This window comes from Streptococcus sp. STC1396, assembly GCF_058933875.1.
The window spans coordinates 1-25,962 of the sequence record NZ_JBZYCU010000019.1 but is presented as its reverse complement, the minus strand read 5'-3'; the positions used below and the strand labels follow the sequence as shown (position 1 = coordinate 25,962).

General features: G+C 44.7%; 23 protein-coding genes, 1 other RNA gene and 1 pseudogene. 19 read left to right on the top strand and 6 right to left on the bottom strand.

Annotation, left to right across the window (positions count from 1 at the left end):
- Positions 1-52 precede the first annotated feature (52 nt).
- Complete coding sequence (gene pepA, locus AC5FEC_RS07630) at positions 53-1,117, bottom strand: glutamyl aminopeptidase (RefSeq protein ID WP_493661811.1); 1,065 nt, start codon at positions 1,115-1,117, stop codon at positions 53-55.
- Positions 1,118-1,244: 127 nt separating this feature from the next.
- Here pepA and AC5FEC_RS07625 point away from each other — a divergent pair, with 127 nt between their 5' ends.
- The 9 genes and pseudogenes from AC5FEC_RS07625 (at position 1,245) to AC5FEC_RS07585 (ending at position 7,560) form a co-directional block, all read left to right on the top strand.
- Positions 1,245-1,529 carry a DUF4651 domain-containing protein gene (locus AC5FEC_RS07625; protein WP_037615715.1) on the top strand — a complete coding sequence of 95 codons (285 nt, stop codon included), beginning with the start codon at positions 1,245-1,247 and terminating at the stop codon, positions 1,527-1,529.
- Complete coding sequence (locus tag AC5FEC_RS07620) at positions 1,529-1,843, top strand: thioredoxin family protein (protein ID WP_493661810.1); 315 nt, start codon at positions 1,529-1,531, stop codon at positions 1,841-1,843. The genes AC5FEC_RS07625 and AC5FEC_RS07620 overlap by 1 nt, the downstream gene beginning before the upstream one ends.
- A gap of 30 nt (positions 1,844-1,873) precedes the next feature.
- The gene (ytpR, locus tag AC5FEC_RS07615) at positions 1,874-2,500 is read left to right on the top strand and encodes a YtpR family tRNA-binding protein (protein ID WP_493661809.1); all 627 of its coding nucleotides are present in this window, start codon (positions 1,874-1,876) and stop codon (positions 2,498-2,500) included.
- A 349-nt stretch (positions 2,501-2,849) separates the two neighbouring features.
- Positions 2,850-3,308 (top strand): CtsR family transcriptional regulator, encoded by a 459-nt coding sequence (locus AC5FEC_RS07610; protein ID WP_037615706.1) that lies wholly within the window; start codon positions 2,850-2,852, stop codon positions 3,306-3,308.
- 6 nt (positions 3,309-3,314) lie between these two features.
- Complete coding sequence (locus AC5FEC_RS07605; RefSeq protein ID WP_493661808.1) at positions 3,315-5,744, top strand: ATP-dependent Clp protease ATP-binding subunit; 2,430 nt, start codon at positions 3,315-3,317, stop codon at positions 5,742-5,744.
- 63 nt (positions 5,745-5,807) lie between these two features.
- On the top strand, positions 5,808-6,200 hold the full coding sequence (locus AC5FEC_RS07600) for a GNAT family N-acetyltransferase (protein ID WP_493661820.1): 393 nt from the start codon (positions 5,808-5,810) through the stop codon (positions 6,198-6,200).
- Between the two features lie 254 nt (positions 6,201-6,454).
- Positions 6,455-6,538, top strand: coding sequence for a hypothetical protein (locus AC5FEC_RS07595; RefSeq protein WP_493661819.1), 84 nt, complete (start codon positions 6,455-6,457; stop codon positions 6,536-6,538).
- A pseudogene (locus AC5FEC_RS07590) lies at positions 6,537-6,650 on the top strand (NUDIX domain-containing protein); the annotation flags it as partial. The gene AC5FEC_RS07595 and the pseudogene AC5FEC_RS07590, both read left to right, overlap by 2 nt.
- 235 nt (positions 6,651-6,885) lie before the next feature.
- Entirely contained in the window at positions 6,886-7,560 is a 675-nt protein-coding gene (locus AC5FEC_RS07585; RefSeq protein WP_037615701.1) for a DUF6287 domain-containing protein, read from the top strand.
- Positions 7,561-7,599: 39 nt separating this feature from the next.
- Here the strand turns inward: AC5FEC_RS07585 and dusB are convergent, their stop codons facing one another.
- Positions 7,600-8,577, bottom strand: coding sequence for a tRNA dihydrouridine synthase DusB (gene dusB / locus AC5FEC_RS07580; protein ID WP_493661807.1), 978 nt, complete (start codon positions 8,575-8,577; stop codon positions 7,600-7,602).
- Positions 8,564-9,436: an Hsp33 family molecular chaperone HslO gene (hslO, locus tag AC5FEC_RS07575; RefSeq protein ID WP_493661806.1), complete on the bottom strand. Its 873-nt coding sequence runs from the start codon at positions 9,434-9,436 to the stop codon at positions 8,564-8,566. Before hslO ends, dusB begins: the two co-directional genes overlap by 14 nt.
- A gap of 113 nt (positions 9,437-9,549) precedes the next feature.
- Between hslO and AC5FEC_RS07570 the strand changes: the two genes are divergently transcribed.
- Entirely contained in the window at positions 9,550-10,368 is an 819-nt protein-coding gene (locus tag AC5FEC_RS07570) for an ADP-ribosylglycohydrolase family protein (protein ID WP_493661805.1), read from the top strand.
- Between the two features lie 76 nt (positions 10,369-10,444).
- On the opposite strand, the gene AC5FEC_RS07565 is transcribed toward AC5FEC_RS07570, so the two are convergent.
- The 3 genes from AC5FEC_RS07565 to gshAB form a co-directional block, all read right to left on the bottom strand.
- A complete protein-coding gene (locus tag AC5FEC_RS07565) occupies positions 10,445-11,701 on the bottom strand; it encodes a toxic anion resistance protein (RefSeq protein WP_493661804.1) in 1,257 nt (418 codons plus the stop codon).
- 24 nt (positions 11,702-11,725) lie between these two features.
- Complete coding sequence (locus tag AC5FEC_RS07560; protein WP_493661803.1) at positions 11,726-12,571, bottom strand: hypothetical protein; 846 nt, start codon at positions 12,569-12,571, stop codon at positions 11,726-11,728.
- Positions 12,572-12,819: 248 nt separating this feature from the next.
- Positions 12,820-15,072, bottom strand: a complete 2,253-nt coding sequence (gshAB, locus tag AC5FEC_RS07555) for a bifunctional glutamate--cysteine ligase GshA/glutathione synthetase GshB (RefSeq protein WP_493661818.1) — start codon at positions 15,070-15,072, stop codon at positions 12,820-12,822.
- 302 nt (positions 15,073-15,374) lie between these two features.
- Here gshAB and AC5FEC_RS07550 point away from each other — a divergent pair, with 302 nt between their 5' ends.
- The 9 genes from AC5FEC_RS07550 to AC5FEC_RS07510 all read left to right on the top strand — a co-directional run bounded on the left by AC5FEC_RS07550 (position 15,375) and on the right by AC5FEC_RS07510 (position 25,696).
- Positions 15,375-16,667, top strand: a complete 1,293-nt coding sequence (locus AC5FEC_RS07550; protein ID WP_493661802.1) for an adenylosuccinate synthase — start codon at positions 15,375-15,377, stop codon at positions 16,665-16,667.
- 213 nt (positions 16,668-16,880) lie between these two features.
- The gene (locus AC5FEC_RS07545; protein WP_037614577.1) at positions 16,881-17,525 is read left to right on the top strand and encodes an HAD family hydrolase; all 645 of its coding nucleotides are present in this window, start codon (positions 16,881-16,883) and stop codon (positions 17,523-17,525) included.
- A 139-nt stretch (positions 17,526-17,664) separates the two neighbouring features.
- Complete coding sequence (locus tag AC5FEC_RS07540; RefSeq protein WP_493661801.1) at positions 17,665-19,242, top strand: ATP-binding cassette domain-containing protein; 1,578 nt, start codon at positions 17,665-17,667, stop codon at positions 19,240-19,242.
- 297 nt (positions 19,243-19,539) lie between these two features.
- A complete protein-coding gene (tadA, locus tag AC5FEC_RS07535) occupies positions 19,540-20,007 on the top strand; it encodes a tRNA adenosine(34) deaminase TadA (protein WP_447450873.1) in 468 nt (155 codons plus the stop codon).
- Positions 20,008-20,045: 38 nt separating this feature from the next.
- Positions 20,046-20,131: signal recognition particle sRNA small type (gene ffs / locus AC5FEC_RS07530), an RNA gene on the top strand.
- 325 nt (positions 20,132-20,456) lie between these two features.
- Positions 20,457-21,806, top strand: coding sequence for a glucose-6-phosphate isomerase (locus AC5FEC_RS07525; protein WP_062201283.1), 1,350 nt, complete (start codon positions 20,457-20,459; stop codon positions 21,804-21,806).
- A gap of 122 nt (positions 21,807-21,928) precedes the next feature.
- Complete coding sequence (gene glpK / locus AC5FEC_RS07520; RefSeq protein WP_493661800.1) at positions 21,929-23,461, top strand: glycerol kinase GlpK; 1,533 nt, start codon at positions 21,929-21,931, stop codon at positions 23,459-23,461.
- Between the two features lie 239 nt (positions 23,462-23,700).
- Positions 23,701-24,378 carry a response regulator transcription factor gene (locus tag AC5FEC_RS07515; RefSeq protein WP_493661799.1) on the top strand — a complete coding sequence of 226 codons (678 nt, stop codon included), beginning with the start codon at positions 23,701-23,703 and terminating at the stop codon, positions 24,376-24,378.
- Positions 24,356-25,696 carry a sensor histidine kinase gene (locus AC5FEC_RS07510; RefSeq protein WP_493661798.1) on the top strand — a complete coding sequence of 447 codons (1,341 nt, stop codon included), beginning with the start codon at positions 24,356-24,358 and terminating at the stop codon, positions 25,694-25,696. The genes AC5FEC_RS07515 and AC5FEC_RS07510 overlap by 23 nt, the downstream gene beginning before the upstream one ends.
- Positions 25,697-25,962: the final 266 nt, after the last annotated feature.

Here is a 25,962-nt window from a genome sequence, read left to right as displayed (position 1 = left end):
GCAAAGATGATCTTCAGTTTATAGAAAAATCACCCGAATGGGTGATCAATCGTTAATAGTTGGTAATCGTGTCCACGGTTGAGCGATCCAGCTTTTTGACCAGCGCTTGCAGGAAGGCTTGGGCTTGCAGTAAATCATCCATGGCATAGAGAGTTTGGTGGGAATGGATATAGCGGGCGCAGACACCGATCGTAGTAGACGGCACACCACCGCTTTGGAGATGTGCAGCGCCAGCATCGGTTCCACCTTTGCCGCAGTAGTATTGATATTTGATACCAGCTTCCTCTGCGGTTGTCAGGAGGAAGTCCTTCATGGCTGGTAGCATGAGATGACCAGGGTCAAAGAAGCGAATCAGCGTTCCGTCGCCAATAGCTCCTTGACCGCCATAGATGTCGCCTGCTGGGGAGCAATCCACAGCGAGAAAGACCTCAGGGGCAAATTTTGTTGTTGAAGCATGGGCACCACGCAGGCCAACCTCTTCTTGAACATTGGCGCCGACATAGAGTTGGTTACCTAGTTCTTGTCCAGACAAGGCTTGAGCTAATTCGCTGACCATAAGGACGCCATAGCGGTTGTCCCAGGCTTTGGAGATGATATTTTTACCGTTAGCTGTGAGAATAGCCTTGCTGTCTGGCACGATCGTGTCTCCCGGACGGATACCATAGCTTTCGGCTTCTGCCTTGTCCGCAAAGCCGCCGTCAAAGACAATATCGCCAATCTGTGGCATGACAGGTCCGCCAGCACCACGCGTCAGATGAGGAGGGACAGAGCCTGAGATAAGAGGGATTTCCCGACCTTCACGGGTAAAGAGTTTGAAGCGTTGGCTACTCACGACCAATGGATTCCAGCCACCGATTTCTACTACGCGGAAGGTTCCGTCCGGCTTAATCTCGCTGATCATAAAGCCAACCTCGTCCATGTGAGCCGCAACCAGAAGGCGGGGAGCATTCTCAGCTTCTGCATGGCGCACCCCGAAGATGCCGCCTAGACCGTCGGTAACAACCTCATCAACGTGAGGAGTGATTTTTTCCCGCAGATAGTTGCGAATAGGTCCTTCGTGCCCAGAAATAGCAGAAAGCTCCGTTACTTCCTTGATTTTTGAAAATAATGTTGTCATAAACTTACCTTCTTTCTGTTCCCTATTTTATCACTTTTTCAAAGAGAATAACAGGTCGGATTAAAAGAAGATGAGAAATCTATAATATTGTTTGTCGCCTCTGCTCTTTTGTGTTAAAATATTCTACATGAAAGCTAAAAAAATTATTTTAACCACAACAGCCCTTTTGGGAGCTAGCGCCTTGGCTTTTGGAGCTGCTAAGGTCGTGCAGGAGCAGAAAAGATTACGCAATAGAGAAGAAATTGTTCGGACTGTACGGGACTTTTTTTCTAGCCGTGGACCAATCGCAACAGTCTATGTGGAGCTTTATGAGTCAACCGACAGTCGTATGGTCGGAGGAGTTGTTCTAGAAGATGACCGCCATTTTACCTTCGTCTATGAGAATGGGCAGCTAACTTACGAGGAAGAGTGATGATTATTCCCCAAAACATAGAGGAACTGGCTTCTTATGTAGAGCATAGGGGGAAGACTGTCTTCTTTTTTACGACTGACTGGTGTGGGGACTGCCGATTTATCAAGCCCTTCCTGCCGGAAATTGAAGCTGAAAATCCTGAGTTTACTTTTGTTGAGGTGGATCGGGATCAGTATATGGCTGTCGCCCAAAAATGGGATGTTTACGGGATTCCGAGTCTAATCGTTTTGGAAAATGGGCAAGAAATTGGTCGGTATGTCAATCGCGACCGCAAGACCAAGAGTCAAATCAATGATTTTTTAGCGAATTTATAAGAAGTTTTAAAAGTATTTTTGGAGGAACAAATGATTTTTACATACAACAAAGAGCATGTCGGAGATGTCCTCATGGTTATTGCTGCCAACAATCAGGGAGCTAAACTGACCGCTGAGCGCAAAGGAAATGTCGCGCGTATTTATCGGGAGGATAACGGCCAAACAGTGGCTTGGAATATTTTCCAGGTGTCTAATCGGATGAATATTGAAGGCTGTGGCCAAGTTTATCTGACGGACGAACAAGTCGCGGTTCTCAACCAAGAATTGACCAAAGAAGGCTTCTCAGCTGAGCTGGTTAAGGACCCAGAGCCTAAGTTTGTTGTTGGGGAAATCCTTGAAATGGTGGCCCATCCTGACAGTGATCACCTTAATATTTGTCAGGTGCAGGTGGCAGCTGACAAGACGGTTCAAATCGTTGCTGGTGCCCCTAATGCCAAGGTTGGTCTCAAGACGATTGTGGCTTTGCCTGGCGCTATGATGCCGAAAGGCAATCTCATTTTTCCTGGTGAACTTCGGGGCGAAAAGAGTTTCGGTATGATGTGCAGTCCGCGGGAGCTTCAGTTGCCAAATGCACCGCAGAAACGTGGGATTATTGAATTAGGTAGCTCAGAAATTGTAGGAGAGGCTTTTGACCCTGCTAAACATTGGCAAGCATAGATTAAAAATTCTCAAAGAGATTTTAAAAATCTTTTTGAGTTTTTTCTTTTTGCTTATTTGACTGCATTGCTCAACAAATATGGCCGATAAGGCTAACCAAGTCAAGTAATGAAGAGCAGGTAAAAGTTGTGTTCTCTGTATCTGTAAGGAGGCTGGGCAAGCTGAGAGTCCCATACTTTTTGCGTTTTTTACTAGTTTGAATCATCAAATGTTTTTAGACGTTCATTCAGCCCTTTTCCTTTTAAAATCCGAACATTTTCGGTATAATAAAAGTCAAAGATAGTCAATGTTAGACATTTGGTTTTGAGATGAGCTGTTTTATCGGCTGAAGAAACTAGAAAGGCAAGCTATGAGCGCAAAAAACACATCAGACAGTATTGAAGAATATATCAAGTCCATTCTGGCTCAGGCTGGTATTGTCGAGCTGAAGCGAAGTGAACTAGCTGATGTTTTTCAGGTGGTTCCCAGTCAGATCAACTACGTTATCAAGACTCGCTTTACAGAAAGTCGCGGTTACATTGTGGAAAGCAAGCGCGGTGGTGGCGGTTATATCCGGATTGGCAAGATAGAGTTTTCAGATCGGCATCAAATGTTCTGCGATTTATTTGACAATGTGGGAGAGCGGATCAGCCAGCAAATTTTTACAGATGTGATCCAGCTGTTATTCGATGAGAAGATAATGACGGAACGTGAGGGGAATCTTCTTCTTGCGACTGCTTCGGATCTGGTGTTGGGGAATGATGCACCAGCCATACGAGCCCGCATGTTGAAGAAAATTTTACAGCAATTAGACAGAAAGGGAATGTAACCACAGATGAAATATTCAAAAGCCTTAATTGAAAGTTTGGAGGCGGCTCAGATTTTAGCGGGCCATTTTGATACGGATTATTTGGAGTCTTGGCATTTGCTGATTGCTTTGGCCAACAATCCTTACAGTGTAGCAGGTTCCGTTTTAAACGAATTTCCGATGGAGATTGATGATTTTGAGGAAGCTGCTTTGCAGATTACTGGGCAGAAGTATCAGGAGAATGGGCGTTTGGAACTTTTGCCATTTTCTCACAGAATGGAAGAACTATTTGCCCAAGCTACTCAGATTGCCGAGGCTGTTCATGCTAAAAGTCTAGGGACCGAGCATGTTTTGTTAGCTATTCTGTTTGATCAGGGAACATTGGCAGCTAGAGTCCTAGAATCTACTGGTTTTAGCTATGATGATAAGAACAATGGTCCGAAAATCAGTAATCTTCGCAAGCTCCTAGAACAATGTGCTGGCTGGGGCAAGGAAGAAATCAAGGCTATCCGCAGTCTGAATAAGGGGATGATGGCGGTCAAGCAAACCATGGCGAATATGATGGGCATGCCTCCTTCAACCAGTGGTGGTCTGGAAGACTATACTCGGGATTTGACAGAACTGGCTCGGGCTGGTCGCTTGGAACCAGTCATTGGACGGGATGAGGAAATTTCTCGGATGATTCAGATTCTCAGTCGCAAGACTAAAAACAATCCGGTACTGGTTGGAGATGCTGGGGTTGGTAAGACGGCTCTGGCTTTAGGCTTGGCTCAACGCGTGGCAGCTGGTCAAGTTCCGGCAGAACTTGCTAAGATGCGCGTCTTGGAACTAGACTTGATGAATGTCGTTGCTGGAACTCGTTTTCGCGGAGACTTTGAGGAGCGGATGAACAACATCATCAATGATATCGAAGAAGACGGGCATGTCATTCTCTTTATCGATGAGTTGCATACCATCATGGGGTCTGGTAGTGGGATTGATTCGACCTTGGATGCGGCCAATATTTTAAAACCAGCCTTAGCTCGTGGAACCTTGCGGACAGTTGGAGCTACGACCCAGGAAGAGTATCAGAAACATATCGAAAAAGACGCCGCCTTATCTCGTCGCTTCGCCAAGGTCACTATTGAAGAGCCTACGGTGGCTGACAGCATTGCTATTTTGCAGGGCTTGAGAAAGAGCTACGAAGAGCATCACAAGGTTGTCATCAGCAATCAAGCGATTGAAACAGCAGTCAAGTATGCTCATCGCTATCTGACCAGCAAGCATTTGCCAGACTCTGCCATTGACCTTTTGGATGAGGCCAGTGCAACTGTGCAAAATAAGGGACCGCAGGATTATAAGCAGTCTGATTTAACGCCTGTGGATCAGGCTTTGATGGCTGGAAAGCTGAAAAAAGTCAGCCAGCTACTGGCAAAAGAGCAGGAGCCGGCTGTTTACAAGCTGAAGGTGGAAGAAGGAGATATCTTAGAAACACTTAGCCGCTTGTCTGGTATTCCTGTGCAGAAATTGACTCAGACAGATGCTAAAAAATATCTCAATTTGGAAAAAGAACTGCACAAGCGGGTCATCGGACAGGATGCGGCCGTTTCGGCTGTCAGCCGAGCTATCCGTCGCAATCAGTCGGGCATCCGCACTGGCAAACGCCCAATAGGTTCCTTTATGTTTCTGGGACCAACGGGTGTCGGAAAGACAGAGTTGGCTAAGGCCTTGGCAGAAGTTCTCTTTGATGATGAATCAGCCCTTATTCGCTTTGACATGAGCGAATATATGGAGAAATTCGCTGCGAGTCGCCTCAACGGAGCGCCTCCGGGTTATGTAGGCTATGAGGAAGGGGGCGAGTTGACTGAGAAGGTTCGCAACCGTCCATATTCTGTCCTCCTCTTTGACGAGGTAGAAAAAGCCCATCCAGATATTTTCAATGTCCTCTTGCAGGTTTTGGATGATGGCCAGCTGACTGACAGCAAGGGGCGTAAAGTGGACTTCTCCAATACCATTATTATCATGACCAGCAATCTGGGGGCTACGGCCCTGAGGGATGATAAGACGGTTGGTTTTGGGGCGCGTGATATCCGCTTTGATCAGGCCAATATGGAAAAACGCATTCTGGAAGAATTGAAAAAGACCTATCGGCCTGAATTTATCAACCGGATTGACGAAAAAGTGGTCTTCCACAGTCTGTCTGCTGAGGATATGCAGGAAGTAGTCAAGATTATGGTGCAACCGTTGATTAGGAGTCTGGCAGAGCAAGGCATCGTTCTTAAATTCCAAGCTAATGCCCTGAAACTACTGGCTCAAGAAGGCTATGATCCGGAAATGGGAGCGCGACCACTGCGCCGCACCCTGCAGACGCAGGTGGAGGACAAGCTGTCTGAGTTGCTCCTGACTGGAGATTTGGCGGCGGGTCAAACGCTTAAGGTTGGAGTCAAGGCTGGCCAGCTCAAGTTTGAAGTGGCCTAGGGAAGGATGTTTGCAATAGAAATTCGTGTGATGACAGAAGGGGATTAGGGTTCTGTCTATCAGCTGTGGCTGTCTTGTGCCGGTCTGGGGCTCAATAATTTGGATGACTCTAAAGAAGGGATTGCCCGCTTTTTGAAGCGTAATCCTGAGACCTGTTTAGTTGCCTTGGAGGACAAACGCTTTATCGGTGCTATTCTAGTTGGAACAGACGGACGTCGGGCTTACATTTATCATACAGCTGTCCAGCCAGACTTTCGTAGAAAAGGAGTGGGAAAGACGCTGGTTAATCAGGCTTTATCAGCAGTTAAAAGGCTTGGCATCCATAAAGTATCGCTAGTCGTTTTTGAAAAAAACCAACAGGGCAACCGTTTTTGGCAGGAGCTGGGATTTTCAGTCAGAAATGACCTGCTTTACCGAGATCAGGGACTAACAGAACTGATTCGACTGGATACTTGAGCAAGATTCAGGTATTTAAAGGGTTTGTTCAGCTTATAAGAATATGGGACAGCTCCAGAGAATATTGAGCAAAAAAGCGTGACTGCGTTTGTTCGTCATTTTATCCAAACCATTTTTTGTCAACCGTTTTGGCTAATGATTCTATCAAAAAAGAGTGCCAAATCAGCATCCGCATTGTGCTAGAAGGTTGACAAGGTCGAAGGAAAAGATGATTTATTACTTCCATTAATGGGTGAAGTCAGGGGGGCAACTGGATGTACAAGGCTAACGGAGAAATGGCTCCTAAGGTAGCTAATCCGATCACTGTCAAGGACAGAGACAAGCTGGACATCTACTAGCTATCATTTTCTGGTCAAATTTGGAGAATACCTAGCGGAGACTAGAGTCAAGCGGGTGCCCAAGAAAATACCGAGAAAAGTTGATCAGCTGAAAGTAGAAAAAGCAGACTAAAAGAATGCTGATTATTTATTTGAATGACAGGATAGAAATGTCCTGTTTTTCGTTTTTAATTACGAATATATAAGTAGAAGCCTATCAACCATGCCAAGAATAGAAAGTTGAAAGGAAGTGATTCGGCATAGATGAAAAGATTTGGAACACTCTTATCTAAATAATTGACAAAGCAAACCTAGAATGTTACAATAATATTACAAAAGGATTTCAAATTATTACAAGGAGAACAAAGATGAAAACAAGGACTTATAGAAAATTAATGACTGTTGCGGTTCTGGCTTCCAGTTTGCTTTTAGGAGCATGTGGTAAGAAAGAAGAAAGCACTGTAAGTACTAGCTCTAGCAAGACCGTTCAGACCTCTTCTAGCTCGAAAACTGCATCATCTAGCAAGATCAGCAGTGCCCCTAAGATTAGCAGTAGCGCTTCCTCAGCAGGAGCAGTTGGCCAGTCTGGCCAAGCTGAAATCCCTGCGAGTCAAGAACAGCCAGCTGTCGAGGTAAGTCAGCCCCAACAAGTGCAGCCTCAGCAGGCTTCAGGCCGACAAAGCACTCAGACTCAACAGACTCAGCCAGCCCAAGCACCAGAAAGTAACCGCCAACTTCAGAATAAACAGGCAGAAAGTAACGCTCGTTACAAGGGAGTTCTGACCATGGTAGATGGAGATTTCTCAGCAGCAGCTGGTACTTGGAAAGATGCCAACGGAAACACGGTGACCGTTTCAGGCAACGGCCAGTTTACAGTCCAGTCTGCTGATGGAAAGACTGGTAATTACTCCATTGCGTCCTACTCTTATACTCTGGATGACGGAAAATACAATGCTCAGTTAAGTGGACAAGGAAATGCCAATCTGCAGATTACAACAGGAGCAGATGGATCAGTAACAAGCGTTGTGGTATCTCAGCACTAAATATAATGAAAAGGAAGTCCAAATGGCTTCCTTTTGTTTTTATTTTTGAATTTGCAAGAGTTCTTCAATTTCAGCTAGACTTTCAGCCTGAGAAATAGCGCCTCGGAGCTTAGCTGCTCCAGCAGTACTACGAAGGTAGTGTGGCGCTAGACCACGAAATTCTCGGACAGCGATGCGCTCTCCTTTAAGGTCAATCAAACGTTTGAGATGCTCGTAAGCAATCGTCATCTTGTCCTCAAATGTCAAGTCGGGTAATACTTCGCCTGTTTCAAAGTAGTGGTTGATTTGGTTAAAGAGGTAGGGATTTCCCATAGCTGCACGGCCAATCATGACAGCATCAGCACCGACTTCCTCGATACGCTGCTTGGCGTCTTGCACGCTGCGGATATCACCGTTGGCGATGAAAGGAATCTTTGTCAGGGCTTGGGCTACGTTGTGCAAGATCTCAAGGTCGGCATGACCGGTATACATCTGTTCACGCGTACGGCCGTGCATAGCCAAGGCTGAAACGCCAGCCGCTTCGGCGGCTAGAGCATTTTCTACAGCCAGTGAGCTGTCGGACCAGCCAGTCCGCATCTTGACTGTCAGAGGGATATCCAGAACGGACTGGACCTTGTTGATGATTTTATAGATTTTTTCAGGATCCTTGAGCCACATAGCGCCAGCTTCGTTTTTGACGATTTTGTTGACTGGGCAGCCCATGTTGATATCAACGATATCTGTCTTGGTGTTTTCTTGGATAAATTCCGCTGCGCGGGCTAGGCTGTCTTCGTCACTGCCGAAAAGCTGGATAGAGACAGGATTTTCGCCCTCATCAATGTGGAGCATGTGGAGGGTTTTTTCGTTGTTGTACTGGATGCCCTTGTCAGAGACCATTTCCATAACGACGAGACCTGCTCCCAGCTCTTTTGCAATGGTTCGGAAAGCAGAGTTGGTTACACCAGCCATGGGCGCCAGAACTGTACGATTGGGAATTTCAACATTTCCAATCATAAAAGGGGTATTAAGATTTGTCACGAATCAGTTCCTCCAAGTCATTTTGGTCAAAGTGGTAGGCTGTCTGGCAGAATTGACAGATGATTTCAGCTCCGTGGTCTTGGTCACGCATCTCTTCTAAGTCAGCCTTTGGCAGGGTAGCCAAGGCATTCATGAAGCGCTCTTTGCTACAGTCGCACTGGAAGCGGATTTCCTCTTCAGACAGGCGTTTGTATGGCTCATCACCATAGATAGCAGCCAGCAGAGCTTCGATATGGTCTTCGGATTCTAACAGCTTAGAGATAGCAGGCATTTCCTGAATCCGCTTTTCAAAGCGTGCGATTTCAGCTTCTTTTGCACCCGGCAGAACTTGTAACAAGAAACCGCCGGCAACCTTGACTTTATCATTCTCATCCAAAAGGACGTTGAGGCCAACTGCGGAAGGTGTCTGCTGGCTTTCGGTCAGGTAGAAGGCTAGGTCTTCGCCGATTTCACCAGAGATGAGTGGCGTCATAGAATTATAGGGATTGCCAGTGCCGTAGTCCGTGATAACCAAAAATTGACCAGAGCCGACAAAAGGGCCAACTAGAACTTCGCCAGTGGCTGTCTTTTTAATATCGACACCGGGATTCTGTACATAACCTTTGACATTGCCCTCGGTATCTGCCACTGTGATGATCGCGCCTAGTGAGCTGGTCCCGAGGACCTTGACGGTAATCTTGGTCTGGCCTTTTTCATTTGCAGCTAAAATTTGACTGGCAATCAGTGTGCGGCCAAGTGCAACGGTAGAGCTTGCTTGAGTTTGATGTTTTTCTTGAGCGGTCCGAACCGTCTCTGTGCTATCCAGCACATAAGCCCGAAAAGCCCCATTTTTTGATATAGTTTTGATAATTTTGTCCATACCTTTTATTTTAACACAAAAATAAAAACAAACGTAGCCTTTGTGCTTGTTTTTATCGAAGATTTCTTCTCTAATCATGGTATAATCAAGTTAAAACACAAAGGAGCGAGTTGATGAATCAAGACTTAAAAGCGGCAGTTTATGGCCTAGCAGTGGCGGATGCTTTGGGAGTGCCCTATGAATTTCAAGAAAGAGGGAGCTTTGAAGCGACCGGTATGACTGGATACGGCAGTCATCAGCAGCCGGCTGGGACATGGTCGGATGATACCAGCCTTGTTTTGGCGACCTGTGATTCTATCAGGGAAAAAGGCAAGATTGACCCTGCCGATATGCAGCAGCGGTTTAAACATTGGCTCTTCGAGGGAGCTTATACACCAGATGGTTGGACTTTTGATGTAGGAAATGCGACTCGCGAAGCCTTGACAAGAGGACACGGTCTATCTGATGAATATTCCAACGGAAATGGCTCTTTGATGCGGATTCTGCCCCTAGCCTTTACGGAAGCCAGTCCATCTGATATTGAAGCTGTTTCCAGTATTACTCATGCCCATGCGACTTCTGTGGAGGCCTGCCTTCTTTATGTGGCTATTGCTCGTAGGCTCTTAAAAGGCCAGCAACTATCGGAAATACTATCAGACTTAGAGACTAGCACGACCTATGCTCGTTTGCAAACTTTAGCAGAGCTGACCAAAGATGACATTCGCTCTAGTGGCTATGTGGTGGATACCTTGGAAGCAGCACTTTGGTGTTTACTGACTAGCGCTTCCTATCCGGGAACTGTCCTGAAAGCTGTTAATTTGGGCGATGACACTGATACAGTAGCAGCAGTTGCTGGCGGCTTGGCTGGTATTATCTATGGTTTGGACGAGATTCCTGACAACTGGCTAGCCCAGCTGCGCAATAAAGAACTGTTGGAAAGTTGCTTGTTTTAAAGGGACAATCGGAAGACAGGACTGTATTTATCATTTAAAAAGTAAAACATTAAAAGAGCCACCTAGGCTCTTTTACTTATTCCGTAGTTAATTCTTTCTGGGCTTCCTTGCCTTGGTCCAGCAAGGCTTGGATAATCTTTTGATCACGCAGTTTGACAGAGTTGTTGATGGTCTCTGCAGACTGGATAACAGTGGCTTCTAGCAGAGCGCGTTTTTCCCGCCCTTTATCAATAGCTTCGATAATGCCTTGGTTTTGTGCGACAAGGCTTTCTGCCAGCTTAGTGACAGACTCAACAGCAATAGTAGGGCTTTGGGAAATCCGCTCCAGCTGAGGAATGACTTCCTTGCTCGTTTCGGCGAGCATTTGCAGGGCAGCGTTATTGGCATTCGAGATGGCGTCAGCTACCTGACCAGACTTCATGGATTGCTGGAGAATGCCTAACTGGGCGATAGACAGTTTCATAGTTGGAATAGTATTTCGACGGAGCATTCCAAGCTTTTGGCGCATATCAGAGGAAACCTTGACCAGATTGCGCATCTGAGGAGTGGTTGCCCAAGCCACATAGAGACGGCTGACATATTCAGTGTGTTGCTGCTCTAGGGTATTGACCACCTCTGTCATTCGGGCTAATTCTTGCGATTTGACTTGATAGTCAACAGTTGTCATATCTAGCTGAGCGACTTCAGCCTGCAGCTTGAGCGCTCGATTGCCAGATTCTTGCTGAGCAGCTTCGATAAAGGAAATAACTCCGACTAGGTTTTCAATCGATTTGGTATTATCCTCAATCAGTATTTCAGCAGAAACAATATTGCGAGCCAGGACATCTTCTTGTTTGACGACTGTCGCAGCCATGCCGTCCATTTTCTGCTCAATATTTTGTGAGTCGAAATAGAATTCTTGAAGAGTGTTTTTGCTCTGTTTGAAGAGTTTTTCCAGGAAATTAGGCTTTTTGTCCAATTCTGCTACTTGAGCATCCTTGTATTTTGCGACAAAGCCATTGAGTTCTTTGTTGGTGTTTTTTAAGAGCTCATCTACCTGGGGAATTTGTAATTTTTTCTGCTCGGCCAAGATACGATTGACAGTACCGTTGACTTCTTCGACAGCAGATTGGCCAAAGTCCAGCAAGGCATTTTGGTCCGATACGAAATTATCAACAAGCTGAGGGGCTTTAGCCGTAATCGCACTCTGTTGCTCAGGAGTCAGCTTTTCTAGAAAAGTGAGCTGACCATTTCCTTGAGTCGTGTTGGCTTCGATGATTTCCGTTGTTTTGTCGCTTTTGCTGATGGCATTGTTAGCAATTTTATCAATGTCAAAATGAAATTCTTGGCTCATAGTTTCTCCTTTGGTTTATCTAGCTTAAAAGCCGGGGTCTGTTTGCTTTTCTTTGTCTAAGATACGCAGGCTAATGTCAAAATCCCTCAAATCAGCTTCATTTAACTGACGCAACGCTTCGTCTAGGTCCAAGTCAAACTGCTCTATAGCTACTTTGGCCTTGGCTAGCCGCTCCTCAGCATTGTAAAAATCTTTGGGAGAAGCTTTGATTTTGAGGTAGCCTTCCAAAATATCTTCGTAGTGCTCCATCTGGGACTGATGAATGGCAGTCAGCTCCTCCTTATTATTGCTTTCGGATTGAGAGATTTTTTGCAGAATGGCCTCATGGTCAATCTGAATATTGCGAACCGTAGCGACCAATTCTGGAGCTAGCTCTTCTAGGCTAGTTTTCTTGGGTTGTACTTCCTTTTGTCTCTTCTCTTGTTCTATCTTTTGCAGTTGCTCATCGATTTCAGCAGTTACAGTACGAATTTTTGTCTGGATTCGCTGGTAGACAGAGGCAGGAATTTCTCCCCGTAAGTCGTTAGCAGTATTTTTGATATAGGTGAGCTGGGGAAGAATTTGTAGAGCTAAATCTTGATAGCTTTCTTGGTCGCCATCTTTTTGGTAGCTTTCCAATTTTTTAATGCGGCGGTCGGCTTGCCCAATCTCTGATTTCAGATATTCAATACGACCGATGCTGTTTTGTTTAGCTTCAATACGATCTTTTCTCTGGTTATGGTAACGATAAATCCCATATCCAACAGCTCCCAGAATAGCAATGGGGAGCAGATAACTGGCCACTATTCCAGAACCAAATACAAATATAAGTACCCAAAACCAGCTAAACCATTCCGGTTGCTGGTTAGAATCATCATTTCTCCTCGACATGAACCTTTCTCTTTCTACTCAATATGTTATCTCTATTTTAACATAAAAGCTGATTTTTGAAGGATAAAGAGTGCAATGATTTTATGTATTCAGATACGTTTTTAGATTTATTGAGAATGCTTGCCTCATCAAGAAAGAGATTTGCTTCCTATCACGAAAGCAAGCCTTGTTTGTCGAGCGAAAGGTTCGTTGTTTATTGCAAGTAGACAAGCAAAAATCGCAAGGAATCCCCTGCGATTCTTGTTTTATCAGTCCATTTCTGGGAAAAGTTTAGCCAGTATTTTAGGAGTAATGCTTTGTCCCGGCCCCTCAGAACAATAGGTGTGCATATACATAGAGGGGTTGAAGTTGAGCTCGATGCAGGTGCAGTTGGGCTTTTCCTTGGTGGAAATAGCAGAGCAGTCAGGGATGATTAGATCAACGCCACAGGCCCAAGCTCCCATAGCCTTTGCCATGTCCGCAGCGAGTTCCTTATAAGATGAGTGCATGCTGTCTGTGACGTCAATCGAGTCTCCGCCAGTAGAAATGTTAGAATTGCGCCGCAAGTCAACCTTGACTCCAGCAGGCAGGATATCGTCTGGTCCATAGCCTTGCTGATCCAGCATGAGCAGTTCAATGTCCCCTAGTTCAATGATTTCAAGCGGTGAGCGATGATCTCGACCCCGCAGCGGATTGTCATTTTTGATGGCAACCAATTCTCTCACGGTATGCTGGCCGTCTCCGACCACATTAGCCGCCACGCGCAAGAGAACCGCCTCACATTGACCGTCTAAGACAAAGAAGCGGTATTCCGTTCCAGAGATAAATTCCTCCACCAAGACGGCGGCGTCTTCTGAAAAAGCAATCTCCAAAGCCTTGCCATAAGCTTCTAGGTTAGCTGGTTCTTGGAAGATGGAGATACCCAGTCCGAAGTTGGTTGACTTGGGCTTGACAACAATTTGTCGGTCTTTAATCAAAGGGTAATAGGTCAAGCCTTCCTCCAGAGAAGAAAACTCCGATCCAGCAGGGACAGGAAAGTCAGCTGCTGCCAAAATCTTTTTGGTGACTGTTTTATTGGCCATGGCCAGAGGGATGACATAGTTATCCTTGGAGGTCATGTTGCCGTTTTTGACATACTCTACATGGGGACCATGCCAGAGCTTGAGAAATTGGTCGTTTTCATCTAGGATTTCGAGATGGAGGCCTTTCTGGAGAGCGTCAAACATAAGCATTTGAGTGGAAAGCTCCATCTTTTCATAGCCCTTGAGAGCGTAGGGGGCAGTCCAGGTATAATCCCGATATTCTCGCGCTTTTGCAAGTCCAAATGTTGATAGGGAATTCTTCTCAATATGAGGCAATAATTGGCCTGCCAGAGTCAGTTTGGGATCAGCTAGTGCAGCCTTGACTTGCGCTAGCAATTGACGGTAGGCGTCAGGCAGATTGAAATGCTGGATCACATTTTCCATAGCTTGGAGAATAGCAGAGCTGTCGGCCTCTGCAGGTAGAGGAGTCAAGGGGTGAGCTAAAGCGATAGCATCGTTGAGAGCATAGGCGGCTTGTAGCTGCGCGTCACTATCCGTCACATCATCCAGCCACAACAGGGCCAAGAGAAAGAGATGGACTGTATCCAAAGTTTCCTGACTGATGCACAAGGCATCAAATGGATTGAGGTCGAAGCAGCGAAGTTCCAAGTAAGTAATTCCTTGTTCCAGATAATCTCGATTTCGTTTTTGACCGCGAAAGCGTACGGGCGAGTAGAATTCCTTTTCAGCACTTAAGTCGCCAGACTCGACATAGGCCTCGATGTCTGAGATATAGCTTTCCAGCGAGCGAAATGACACATGGATATGTTCCTCATTGGCGTAGCCGTAATGGCTATTGCGGAGCGAACGGACAAGAGCCTCGGGCGAATTATCGTAAAATCCAGCTTCTGCCAGAGGAGCCGCTCCGTAAAGATAAGTCAGCAACCAGCGGAAACGCAGGAAATTTCGAGCCAATTTGAGATAGAGAGCATTTTTGAAATCTTTTAGTGATTCAAAGCCACTAACTTTAAATAGCGCAGTCATCAAATCTTTCCCTAGCTCGATATTGTAGTGGATGCCGGAAATGGTCTGGAGCCGTTTGCCGTATTTTTCTGCTAGACCTTGGCGATAGCGGAGCTCGTAGACATTTTCAAGGTGAGCGATATCAATCTCATCTTCTTGGATTTGTGGTGGCATGGACAAGGGCCACATGAGTTCTTCTCTGGAAATGGAGCGTCCAGCCACATCTGTGATGGCCCCCAGCAGACGACGAGCTTCCTGAGTCGAAGTGGCAATGGGGGTAATCAATTCGAGCTGTTGCTCGCTAAAATCCGTCTGGATATAGGGATGAAAATTGCGAGAGCCCAAACAGTTAGGATGGGGAGTCTGAGCCATTTTTCCTGTTTCTGTCACGCGCAGCGACTCTCTTTCCAGGCCAAAAGTTGCTTGTAAGATAGGGCTGGCTGGGTCTAGCTTTTCTAATAACCGATCAATTGTCATCATTCTCTTCCGTTCTTGATATAGTACCTTCAGTCTATTATAAAAAAAGTCAGAAAACAACTATTCGCTACGTTTCTACGAAATTTCCGAACTTTTCCTTTTAACGGCTTTATTTATTTGGGGAAAATAGAAATTTTTAAAATTAGTAATTCGCTTTCAAAAGTGAAAATCCAAATTTAAAAACTGTTCAATCTTGAAAAAAACTCAAAATTTTCTTATAATGAAGTGTAAGATACGTTTGCAGGTGAAACTCCTGCCTTGTAGATTAAGAAAGGAAGAGCTCTCGCAGCTCAGACGAAATTATGACATCAGTTGTTGTTGTAGGAACCCAATGGGGAGATGAAGGGAAAGGGAAAATCACCGATTTCCTTTCGGCCAATGCTGAAGTGATTGCTCGCTATCAGGGCGGTGACAATGCTGGCCATACAATTGTAATTGACGGGAAAAAATATAAATTGCACTTGATTCCGTCAGGAATTTTCTTCCCAGAAAAAATTTCAGTAATCGGAAACGGGATGGTGGTCAATCCTAAATCTCTGGTCAAGGAGTTGGCTTATCTGCACCAAGAAGGTGTTACCACAGATAATTTGCGTATTTCAGACCGTGCCCATGTCATCCTGCCTTATCATATCGAGCTGGACCGCCTGCAAGAGGAAGCTAAAGGTGACAATAAAATCGGTACCACGATCAAGGGAATCGGCCCTGCCTATATGGACAAGGCTGCGCGTGTTGGTATCCGTATTGCAGACCTCTTGGATAAAGACATTTTCAGAGAGCGCTTGGAGCGTAATCTAGCTGAGAAAAACCGCCTCTTTGAGAAATTGTACGATGGTCAAGCCATGAACATTGACGATATTTTTGAAGAGTACTATGAATACGGTCAGCAAATCAAGCAGTATGTGACTGACACATCTGTTATCCTCAATGACGCTCTGGATCAAGGCAAGCGTGTCCTCTTTGAAGGGGCTCAAGGCGTCATGCTGGATATTGACCAGGGAACCTATCCGTTTGTAACTTCGTCCAACCCAGTTGCTGGTGGGGTGACGATTGGTTCAGGTGTTGGTCCAAGCAAGATTGACAAGGTAGTTGGTGTCTGCAAGGCCTATACGAGCCGTGTCGGTGATGGACCGTTCCCAACGGAGCTTTTTGATGAAGTGGGCGAACGCATCCGCGAAGTGGGTCATGAATACGGTACAACGACTGGCCGTCCGCGTCGTGTGGGCTGGTTTGACTCAGTTGTTATGCGCCACAGCCGCCGCGTATCAGGAATTACCAACCTTTCCCTTAACTCCATTGACGTTTTGAGTGGTCTGGATACAGTCAAAATCTGTGTGGCCTACGATTTGGACGGTCAAAGAATCGACCATTACCCAGCAAGTCTAGAGCAGCTTAAGCGTTGCAAGCCAATCTATGAAGAATTGCCAGGCTGGTCAGAAGACATTACAGGTGTTCGCAGTCTAGAAGACCTGCCAGAAAATGCCCGCAATTATGTTCGCCGTGTCAGCGAACTGGTTGGAGTCCGCATTTCGACCTTCTCAGTCGGACCAGGTCGCGAGCAAACCAATATCTTGGAAAGTGTTTGGTCTAGTTTATAAGCAAATGAAGACAGAGGCTGGGACAAAAGTCCTAGCCTCTCAATTGTCTTTTGATTGTCGAGCAAGACGCAGTGGTTGAGTGGGCTCTACTACGCTGATTTCATCAGCTTTTACAGCCCTACTCAACTGTGCGGAGGTGGGACGACGAAATCGAATTCTAACGAATTACCGATTTCTGTCCCAGCCTCTTTTGGAAAACAGAAAGAGGAAAAAATGTATCAAACGATTTTATTTGACCTAGACGGTACCTTGACCAATTCAGAACTAGGGATTACCAACTCGGTAGCCTATGCCTTAGGAAAATACGGGATTGAGGTGCCAGACAAGAAAGCATTGAGAGTTTTTATCGGTCCGCCCTTGCAGGATTCTTTTGAGCGCTTTTATGGATTTTCTAAGGAAGAATGCTTAAAGGCCATTGACTACTATCATGAGTACTTTTCCGAAAAAGGCCTTTATGAAAACGAGGTCTATCCAGGTATTCCAGACTTGCTGGCTTCTTTGAAGCAGGCTGGTAAACAGTTGATTGTAGCTACATCAAAACCTGAAGAATTTTCCATTCAAATTCTCAAACACTTTGGTTTGTATGACTATTTTGACTTTGTAGCTGGCGCGACCATGGACAGAAAACGTAGTAAAAAAAGCGATGTTATCCAGTATGCCTTAGAGCAAAATCAGATTACAGATTTGGCACATACCATCATGATTGGAGACAGAGAGCACGATGTGCTTGGCGCTCAAGCGCAAAAGCTTGATTCTATCGGTGTCCTTTATGGCTTTGGTAGCAGGGAAGAATTGGAAGAAGCTGGCGCCACCTATATTGCCCAAGAAGTTAGCGATATTGCAGCTTTTATCGGCTAATCTTTTAGATATTCTTGATTTACTATTTCAAAAAATGTATAATGAGTATAAATAAATTGCACATATAAAAAAGTGATGATGTGAATTTGTCACGATATCTATTAGAATTTGCACTTTTCTATTTTGGTAGGTGATAATTATGAGAAATATTTACAAGTACATAGATAAGAAGTACCTTTTTCCTATTTTTCTAGGGCGTATTGTGAATAGTGGTTTGGTGTTGGCGCAACCTCTGATTTTAACGAAGGCCTTGAAGTTGGATCAAGACGGCCTTTCTTATGAAAAGATTCTCAATTTTGCTTTATTTGGTTTGTCCGTCTATCTTGTTATCTATAGTCTGATGCTATTTTCAAACCATTCGCACAATACATTTCGAAGGGAAATTAACAAAAGTGTCCGTGCCCTTTTATTTAAGAAGGTCATATTAAATCCTAAATTTTCCAATGATGAAAAAGTTAGTCTGCTAACTCAAGATATGGAATATGTGGGCGATAATTATTTAGAAAATATAAATGTTATGGTGAGTTGGGGATTTGTTGCCCTTGTTACAGCCATTTATATTGTTTCACAAAATTTTCTCTTAGGACTTATTTTTGTGATTTTTACGATTATGAGACCCATTCCGCAGTTCATCATGAATCGTCGTTTACAAGATTCAGGAGACAGCTGGTCCAAACTTAGAACAAAATTACATGGGCTTGTCTCAGATAGTATGCAAGGCAGTCAAACCTTACGGATTAATCAGGCCATGAAGCTGAATGAAGAGCGAGTGAATGATGTAAACGGAGAATATCAAAAAGCCATCCAAAGATTTTGTTTCACACATAATACTATTTTTTTCTTTAATGGTTTTATGGTCTTTTTTAGTCAGGTTGTTCCTCTTGCTTTAGGATTTTATTTGAGTTTACAGGGGAAATCTATTTCCATCACAAGCCTCATCTCTATGTATGTGGCTGCGGGGATGTTGGTCGAACCGATCCAAACTCTGATGTACAGTGCAGCCAATCTCCAAGGTGCCCTGCCGACTGCGAACCGTCTGTTTAAAATTATCGAAGAAGAACCTGATTTTGAAGAGACAAAGGATCAATTTGTCGAAAATCTTGAATCGTTGCACTTAAATCATATTTCAAAAAGCTTTGCTGGACGTCAACTTTTTTCTGATTTGACGGCGACGATTTCAGTAGGTCAGAAGGTCTTGATAAAAGGGCCGAGTGGATCTGGGAAGACGACTCTTTTTCGCTTGATTTTAGGAGAAGAAGCATGTGATGAGGGAGACATTTTCGTTCAGTATGATGGAAATCAGGTAACGAGCCATTTCCAAGGGAATATCGGTTTAATTAGTCAGCATCCCTTCCTGTTTAACGATACTATCCGCTATAATCTAACTTTTGGTCAGCCTTTTCAGGATCATGAATTATTGGAGGTATTGGACCGAGTTGGCTTAATAGATGAATTCCAGGATATTTTGAATGTAGAGATTCATAATAATGGTGAAAACATTTCAGGAGGTCAACGTGTCAGATTAGAGTTAGCTCGTTTTCTCTTACGTGAGAAGGATATTTTATTAGCAGACGAAGTTACATCAGCTTTGGATGAAAAAAATAGTCGTCTGGTTAGAGACCTAATCTTTTCTTTACCGATTACTGTGCTGGAAATAGCCCATCATATTGATGAAGAAGAGCGCTATGACCAAATCCTTGAATTACGTAAAGAATGAGAGAGATCACAATAGTTGCTTCTGCGACAAAGAGTAGTAAGCCAGCACTTTGTCTGATATTTTTGAGATTCTAAGTGGCGATATTTCCAAAATCATCAATATTCAGAAAGCTTAAGCTTTATTTAAGATAGACCAGCTATACTAGAAGCATGAACAAAGACCTCCTAACTTTGTTTAAACCTCCTAAACTTTTTCATAATAATCTCCCATAAGAGTCGCCCAATCGGCGGCTTTTTTTGTGAGTCATAAGCTGCCTGTGGTATAATGAACAAAGAAACTAAAAGGAAGAGGGAAGAGATGGATTACACGATAGAGGAAAAAGAGATATTTATGAGGGAGGCTCTGAAGGAGGCAGAGATTGCTCTCGCCAATGATGAAATACCGATTGGTTGTGTCTTGGTCAAGGATGGTCAGATTATCGGACGCGGGCATAATGCGCGTGAGGAGCTGCAGCGGGCGGTCATGCATGCGGAAATCATGGCGATTGAGGAGGCCAATCAGCAGGAAAATAGCTGGCGCCTGCTAGATACGACGCTTTTTGTCACGATTGAGCCCTGCGTCATGTGCAGTGGCGCCATCGGCCTGGCTCGCATTCCCAAGGTGATCTATGGGGCGAAAAATCAGAAATTTGGAGCTGGGGGTAGTCTTTACGATATTCTTACGGATGAGCGGTTGAATCATCGCGTAGAGGTTGAAAGCGGCCTTTTGGAGGAAGAATGCGCGGCGATTATGCAGAACTTTTTCAGAAATCGCAGGAAAAAGTGAAGAAAATTAGCCAAAAAAGAAAGTTTGTGTTATACTAGTTAGTGGAGCAACAGTTCTGCGTGAAGCGGGTCAGGGGAGGAATCCAGCAGCCCTAAGCGATTTGAACTGTGTGCTCTTTTTCTATGCCTCTTAACGAATCAACTCCGAAGGAGGAAGATGAGTTTAGAGACATTGACGTAGTTTGAGCGAAGCGAGAACTAGGTTCCAATGTTGAATCAATCAAGCCTAAAGGACGCTGAAAATCTCAACTTGCTCATGAAATTGGGGGCAGGAATTTTCTGGTAAAAATAGCAGATTGCGCAAACGATTGCGTTCGCTTCTGGTCTAGGATTTGCAAAATTGTAAAAATTTTAACAAAATATCAACTAAAAGCGTTTTCATCGAAGGAATTACTTGCTAAAAAAGTATGAAAGCGATATGATAGAGGTGAAGAATAAAGGAGGATCACCATGACACATATTAAATTTGATTACTCAAAGGTGTTGAACAAGTTTGTTGCACCACACGAGGTAGACTACTTACAGTCTCAAGTCACTGTAGCAGATGAGTTGATTCGTAAGGGAACTGGAGCAGGCAGCGACTTTTTGGGTTGGCTGGATTTGCCAGAAAACTATGATAAGGAAGAATTTGCCCGTATTTTGGCAGCAGCAGAAAAGATTAAAGGTGAGAGCGATGTTTTGGTCGTGATCGGTATCGGTGGATCTTATCTGGGTGCCAAGGCGGCTATTGACTTCCTCAACAACCACTTTGCTAACTTGCAAACAAAAGAAGAACGCAAGGCCCCACAAATCCTTTATGCTGGGAACTCAATCTCCTCTACTTACCTTGCTGACTTGGTAGAGTACGTAGCAGACAAAGACTTCTCAGTAAACGTGATTTCTAAATCAGGTACAACAACTGAACCAGCGATTGCTTTCCGTGTCTTCAAAGAACTCTTGATTAAGAAATATGGCCAAGAAGAAGCCAACAAACGGATCTATGCAACAACTGACCGCGTCAAAGGTGCTGTGAAAGTTGAAGCAGATGCCAACGGTTGGGAAACATTTGTGGTTCCAGATGACATCGGTGGACGTTTCTCAGTCTTGACAGCAGTTGGTTTGCTTCCAATCGCTGCATCAGGTGCTGACATCAAAGCCCTTATGGAAGGTGCTAACGCAGCTCGTAAAGATTATACTTCAGACAAGATTGCTGAAAATGAAGCTTACCAATACGCAGCCGTTCGTAACATCCTTTACCGCAAAGGCTATGCTACTGAAATCTTGGTAAACTACGAGCCATCACTTCAATACTTCTCAGAATGGTGGAAACAATTGGCTGGTGAATCAGAAGGGAAAGACCAAAAAGGGATCTACCCAACTTCAGCAAACTTCTCAACTGACTTGCACTCACTTGGTCAATTTATCCAAGAAGGAACTCGTATCATGTTTGAAACTGTTGTCCGTGTTGACAAACCACGTAAGAACGTGATTATTCCTACTTTGGAAGAAGACCTTGACGGACTCGGTTACCTTCAAGGTAAAGACGTTGACTTTGTAAACAAAAAAGCGACTGACGGTGTTCTTCTTGCCCACACAGACGGTGACGTACCAAACATGTATATAACCCTTCCTGAGCAAGATGCCTTTACTCTTGGCTACACAATTTACTTCTTCGAATTGGCCATCGCTCTTTCAGGCTACTTGAATGCCATCAACCCATTCGACCAACCAGGTGTTGAAGCTTACAAGAAAAATATGTTTGCTTTGCTGGGCAAACCAGGCTTTGAAGAGCTTGGTGCAGAATTGAATGCACGCCTATAATGCAGCATGGAACCTTCCTTCGGGGAGGTTTTTTGTGATTTCTTCACAAAAACCTTCTAAAAGAATAGCAAGAAAGCGCTTTATTTTGTATAATGGAAGCAAAGACAGAATGGAGGCTTTTTATGCTGCAAGAAAAATACATTATGGCTATTGATCAGGGGACGACTAGTTCCAGAGCTATTATTTTCAATCATCGGGGTGAGCAGGTCTGTGCCAGTCAAAAGGAATTTCGGCAGATTTTTCCTCAACCGGGCTGGGTGGAACATAATGCCAATGAAATTTGGAACTCGGTTCAATCGGTCATCGCGAATACCTTTATTGAAAGCGGGATTAAGCCAAGTCAGATTGAGGCTATTGGGATTACAAACCAGCGGGAAACGACCGTGGTTTGGGATAAGGAGACGGGTCTGCCCATTTACAATGCTATCGTTTGGCAGTCACGGCAGACAGCTCCGCTGGCAGAAGAGCTTAAGCAGCAGGGTTATACGGAATTTTTTCATGCCAAGACAGGTCTAGTCATCGACGCATACTTTTCAGCTACCAAGGTTCGTTGGATACTGGATCATGTGGAGGGGGCTCAAGAGCGGGCAGAGCGAGGTGAGTTGCTCTTTGGCACCATTGATTCCTGGCTGGTCTGGAAGTTGACAGATGGTGCAGCCCATGTCACAGATTATTCAAATGCAGCTAGAACCATGCTCTATAATATTAAGGATCTGGCTTGGGATAAGGAAATTTTGGAGCTTCTCCGGGTACCTTTGGCGATGCTGCCGGAGGTTCGCTCTAATTCAGAAATTTACGGATACACCAAACCTTATCACTTCTATGGCGGAACAGTGCCCATTTCGGGCATGGCTGGAGATCAGCAAGCAGCCCTGTTTGGGCAGCTGGCTTTTGAGCCGGGTATGGTCAAAAACACTTATGGAACCGGATCTTTTATCATTCTCAACACTGGCAGCGATATGCGTCTGTCTCAGAATAATCTCCTGACGACCATCGGTTATGGTATTGATGGGAAAATCACTTATGCTTTAGAGGGATCGATTTTCATTGCGGGCAGTGCGGTTCAGTGGCTGAGAGATGGCTTGAGGCTGATTGCTACTTCAGCAGAGTCTGAGCAGTGTGCTCAGCAGTCGCAGAATGAGGATGAGGTCTATGTGGTGCCGGCCTTTACTGGCCTTGGGGCTCCCTACTGGGATCAGAATGCTCGAGGGGCTGTCTTTGGCTTGACTCGGGGAACTTCTAAAGAAGACTTTGTCAAGGCGACCCTCCAGTCGATTGCTTATCAGGTCAGAGACATCATTGAGACGATGGAAAAGGACACTCAGACCCCTATTCAACTCCTAAAAGTAGATGGTGGTGCTGCCATGAACCAGTATCTCATGCAGTTTCAGGCGGATATTTTAGGAATTGAAATTGCCCGTGCTCAAAATCTGGAGACGACAGCTCTAGGAGCAGCTTTCTTAGCGGGTCTGGCAGTTGGCTACTGGAAAGACTTAGAAGAGTTGAAACAGTTAAATGCTGTCGGCCAGAGTTTTGCTCCGCGGATGGAGCTGGCGCGGAAAGAAAAACTCTATCAGGGCTGGAAAAAAGCCGTTGCAGCAGCTCAATTTTTTGCGGCTGAGCAAGTAGAAATGAGTGAGAGCTCTCCGCTTTAAGTTTTAAATAGTAGAACAACAGCTGCTTACAGGCAGCTGTTTTTTGTTGACTAATCGAGGATGACAGAAGTTTTCCTTTTTCTGGATCTATGTTACAATCAGAGGAGATGTAGTAGCATTGTGATAGATTTTTATCTAGCTGCTAGAAACCCAATCGGCTTAGTATTTTTTAAAAGCTGTGATTGTTACTCTTTGGACGCACTGAAAAAACAGAGGACCAAGATTGGAAAGGAGTCCTGATGAAGTTATTATTGGTGGAAGATGAAGCGGATCTGAACCGCAGTTTGACAAAGCTTCTCAAGAAAGAGCATTTTAGTGTGGATAGTACTTTTGATGGGGAGGAAGCCTTAGAATTTTTGGAAATGATGAACTACGATTTGATTATTTTAGATATTATGATGCCTCGCATGGACGGCTTTGCCTTTCTAGAGAAAATCCGACAGGCCGGACAGCAAGTTATCGTCTTGGTCCTAACGGCGCGTGATAGCTTGGAAGACAAGATTAAGGGCTTGGATTTGGGGGTAGATGATTATTTGGTCAAGCCTTTTGAGTTTGAAGAACTCTTGGCCCGGCTGCGGGCTCTTCTTCGGCGACAGCAGCGTGAGCTGGTTAGTCAGAAAATTGACCTAGGCGATCTAGTCCTGGATTTGACTAAGAAGGCAGTCCTGAAAGATGATCAAGTCTTAGATCTGACAGCCAAGGAATACGAAGTGTTGGAATACCTGGCACGCAATCTAGATCATATTTTATCGCGGGAGCAGATTCGGGACCATGTCTGGGATTTTGATTATGAAGGAGAATCCAATATCATTGATGTTCTGATTAAAAATATTCGCCGCAAGATCGATCAGGATAAGAAGCAGTCCATTATTCACACCAAGAGGGGAGTAGGCTATGTTATCTGGAGCTCGGAATAAGGAGAAAAAAGGCAGCATTGTTCTACGCATTACTCTTTGGTACAGCAGTTTTCTCTTTGTCTTTATTCTAGTGCTGCTGGGTCTAGCCTTTCTGTTATCCAGCAATCTGGCAGATGCGGCAGCCAAGCGGGAGCTGATTGAGTCAGCCACGGAAATCAGCCAGCAGCCTAGTGAGTATGAGGCTATGGATGATGGAATTTTTTATTCTATCTATGATAGTTCGGGAAGCCTTGTTAGAAAAAGTTTGCCATCAGGCTTTGATGAGACCCTTCCCTTCAACCAATCGGTTGTGACGACTGTGACAGTTGCTCAAAAGACCTATCTTTACTTTGATATCGAGATGAAAAATGGCGGTCAGTGGCTGCGGGCGGTAACTCTGAGCAGTCATAGCAATCATGAATGGATTGATTATCTAACAGCTCTGGCCTTCATTTCTCCTTTTCTATTGATCTTGATTATTGCTGGTGGTTATGGGATTCTCAAGAAAGCCCTGAGGCCGGTGGATCAGCTATCGCAGACGGCAGTGGAAATTCGCGAGAGCGGAGACTTTTCTAAGCGGCTGGCTCTGAAAGATAAGGATGATGAGCTGCATCGTCTGGGAAAGGCTTTTAATCTCATGCTGGACTCGCTTGAGACTTCCTTCCAGCGGGAAAAGCAGTTTAACCATGACGTCTCCCATGAGCTGCGGACACCGGTAGCAGTCGTTTTGTCTGAGAGTGAATATGGCCTTCATTATGCAGAAAATTTGGATGAATCCAAGGAATCTTTTGAAATCATCAATCGTCAGACCAAGCGCATGAAGGAGATGATTAGCCATATCTTGGATTTGTCCAGGCTTGAGAATCAGCCGGCTCTGGTTATGCAGAAGATATCATTATCTGCTTTACTGACAGACAAGCTGATCGATTTTCAAAAGCTTAGCCAAGATAAGAGGCTTGTTTTAGAAGCTTCCATAGATGAAGATTGCTGGATTGTTGCTGATGAGCTTCTGCTTCACCGGCTTTTGGACAATCTGATTAGCAATGCCTTGAAATCTACCAAAGACCGCATTGAGTTCTCTTTGTGCAAGCTAGATGGTGTCTGTCAGCTGACGGTGGCGGATAATGGTGCTGGTATTGCTCCAGCCGAGACTGATAAAATATGGAATCGGTTTTATCAAGTTGACCAAGCTAGAAATAAAAACAGTCAAGAGGGAAGCGGTCTGGGACTAGCCTTGGTTCGGAAAATCGCCGATTTGCACCAGGTCCAGATAGAGCTAGTGTCAGAGCTTGGCCAGGGAAGTCGCTTTATCCTGACTTTCCAGCTGGAGAAAAAATAAAAGACTTTTCGAATTATTTTTTAAATTTCCTCAAAATTCATTTTAGATTCATTTAGTCCTTGTACAATATAAGTGAGAGTGGGACAGACAGCCATGACGACATAGCCGTCACCCACAGAAACACGAAAATAAAGACAACAGCCCTCATTTAGAAGTATAATCTAAGTGAGGGCTTTGTGGTTGATAATTTCTTGAATATCACTTTCGCGGGACAAACTAATCCACTCTACCGACGAGTACCCCAAAATATCGCCTTGAGCATGAGT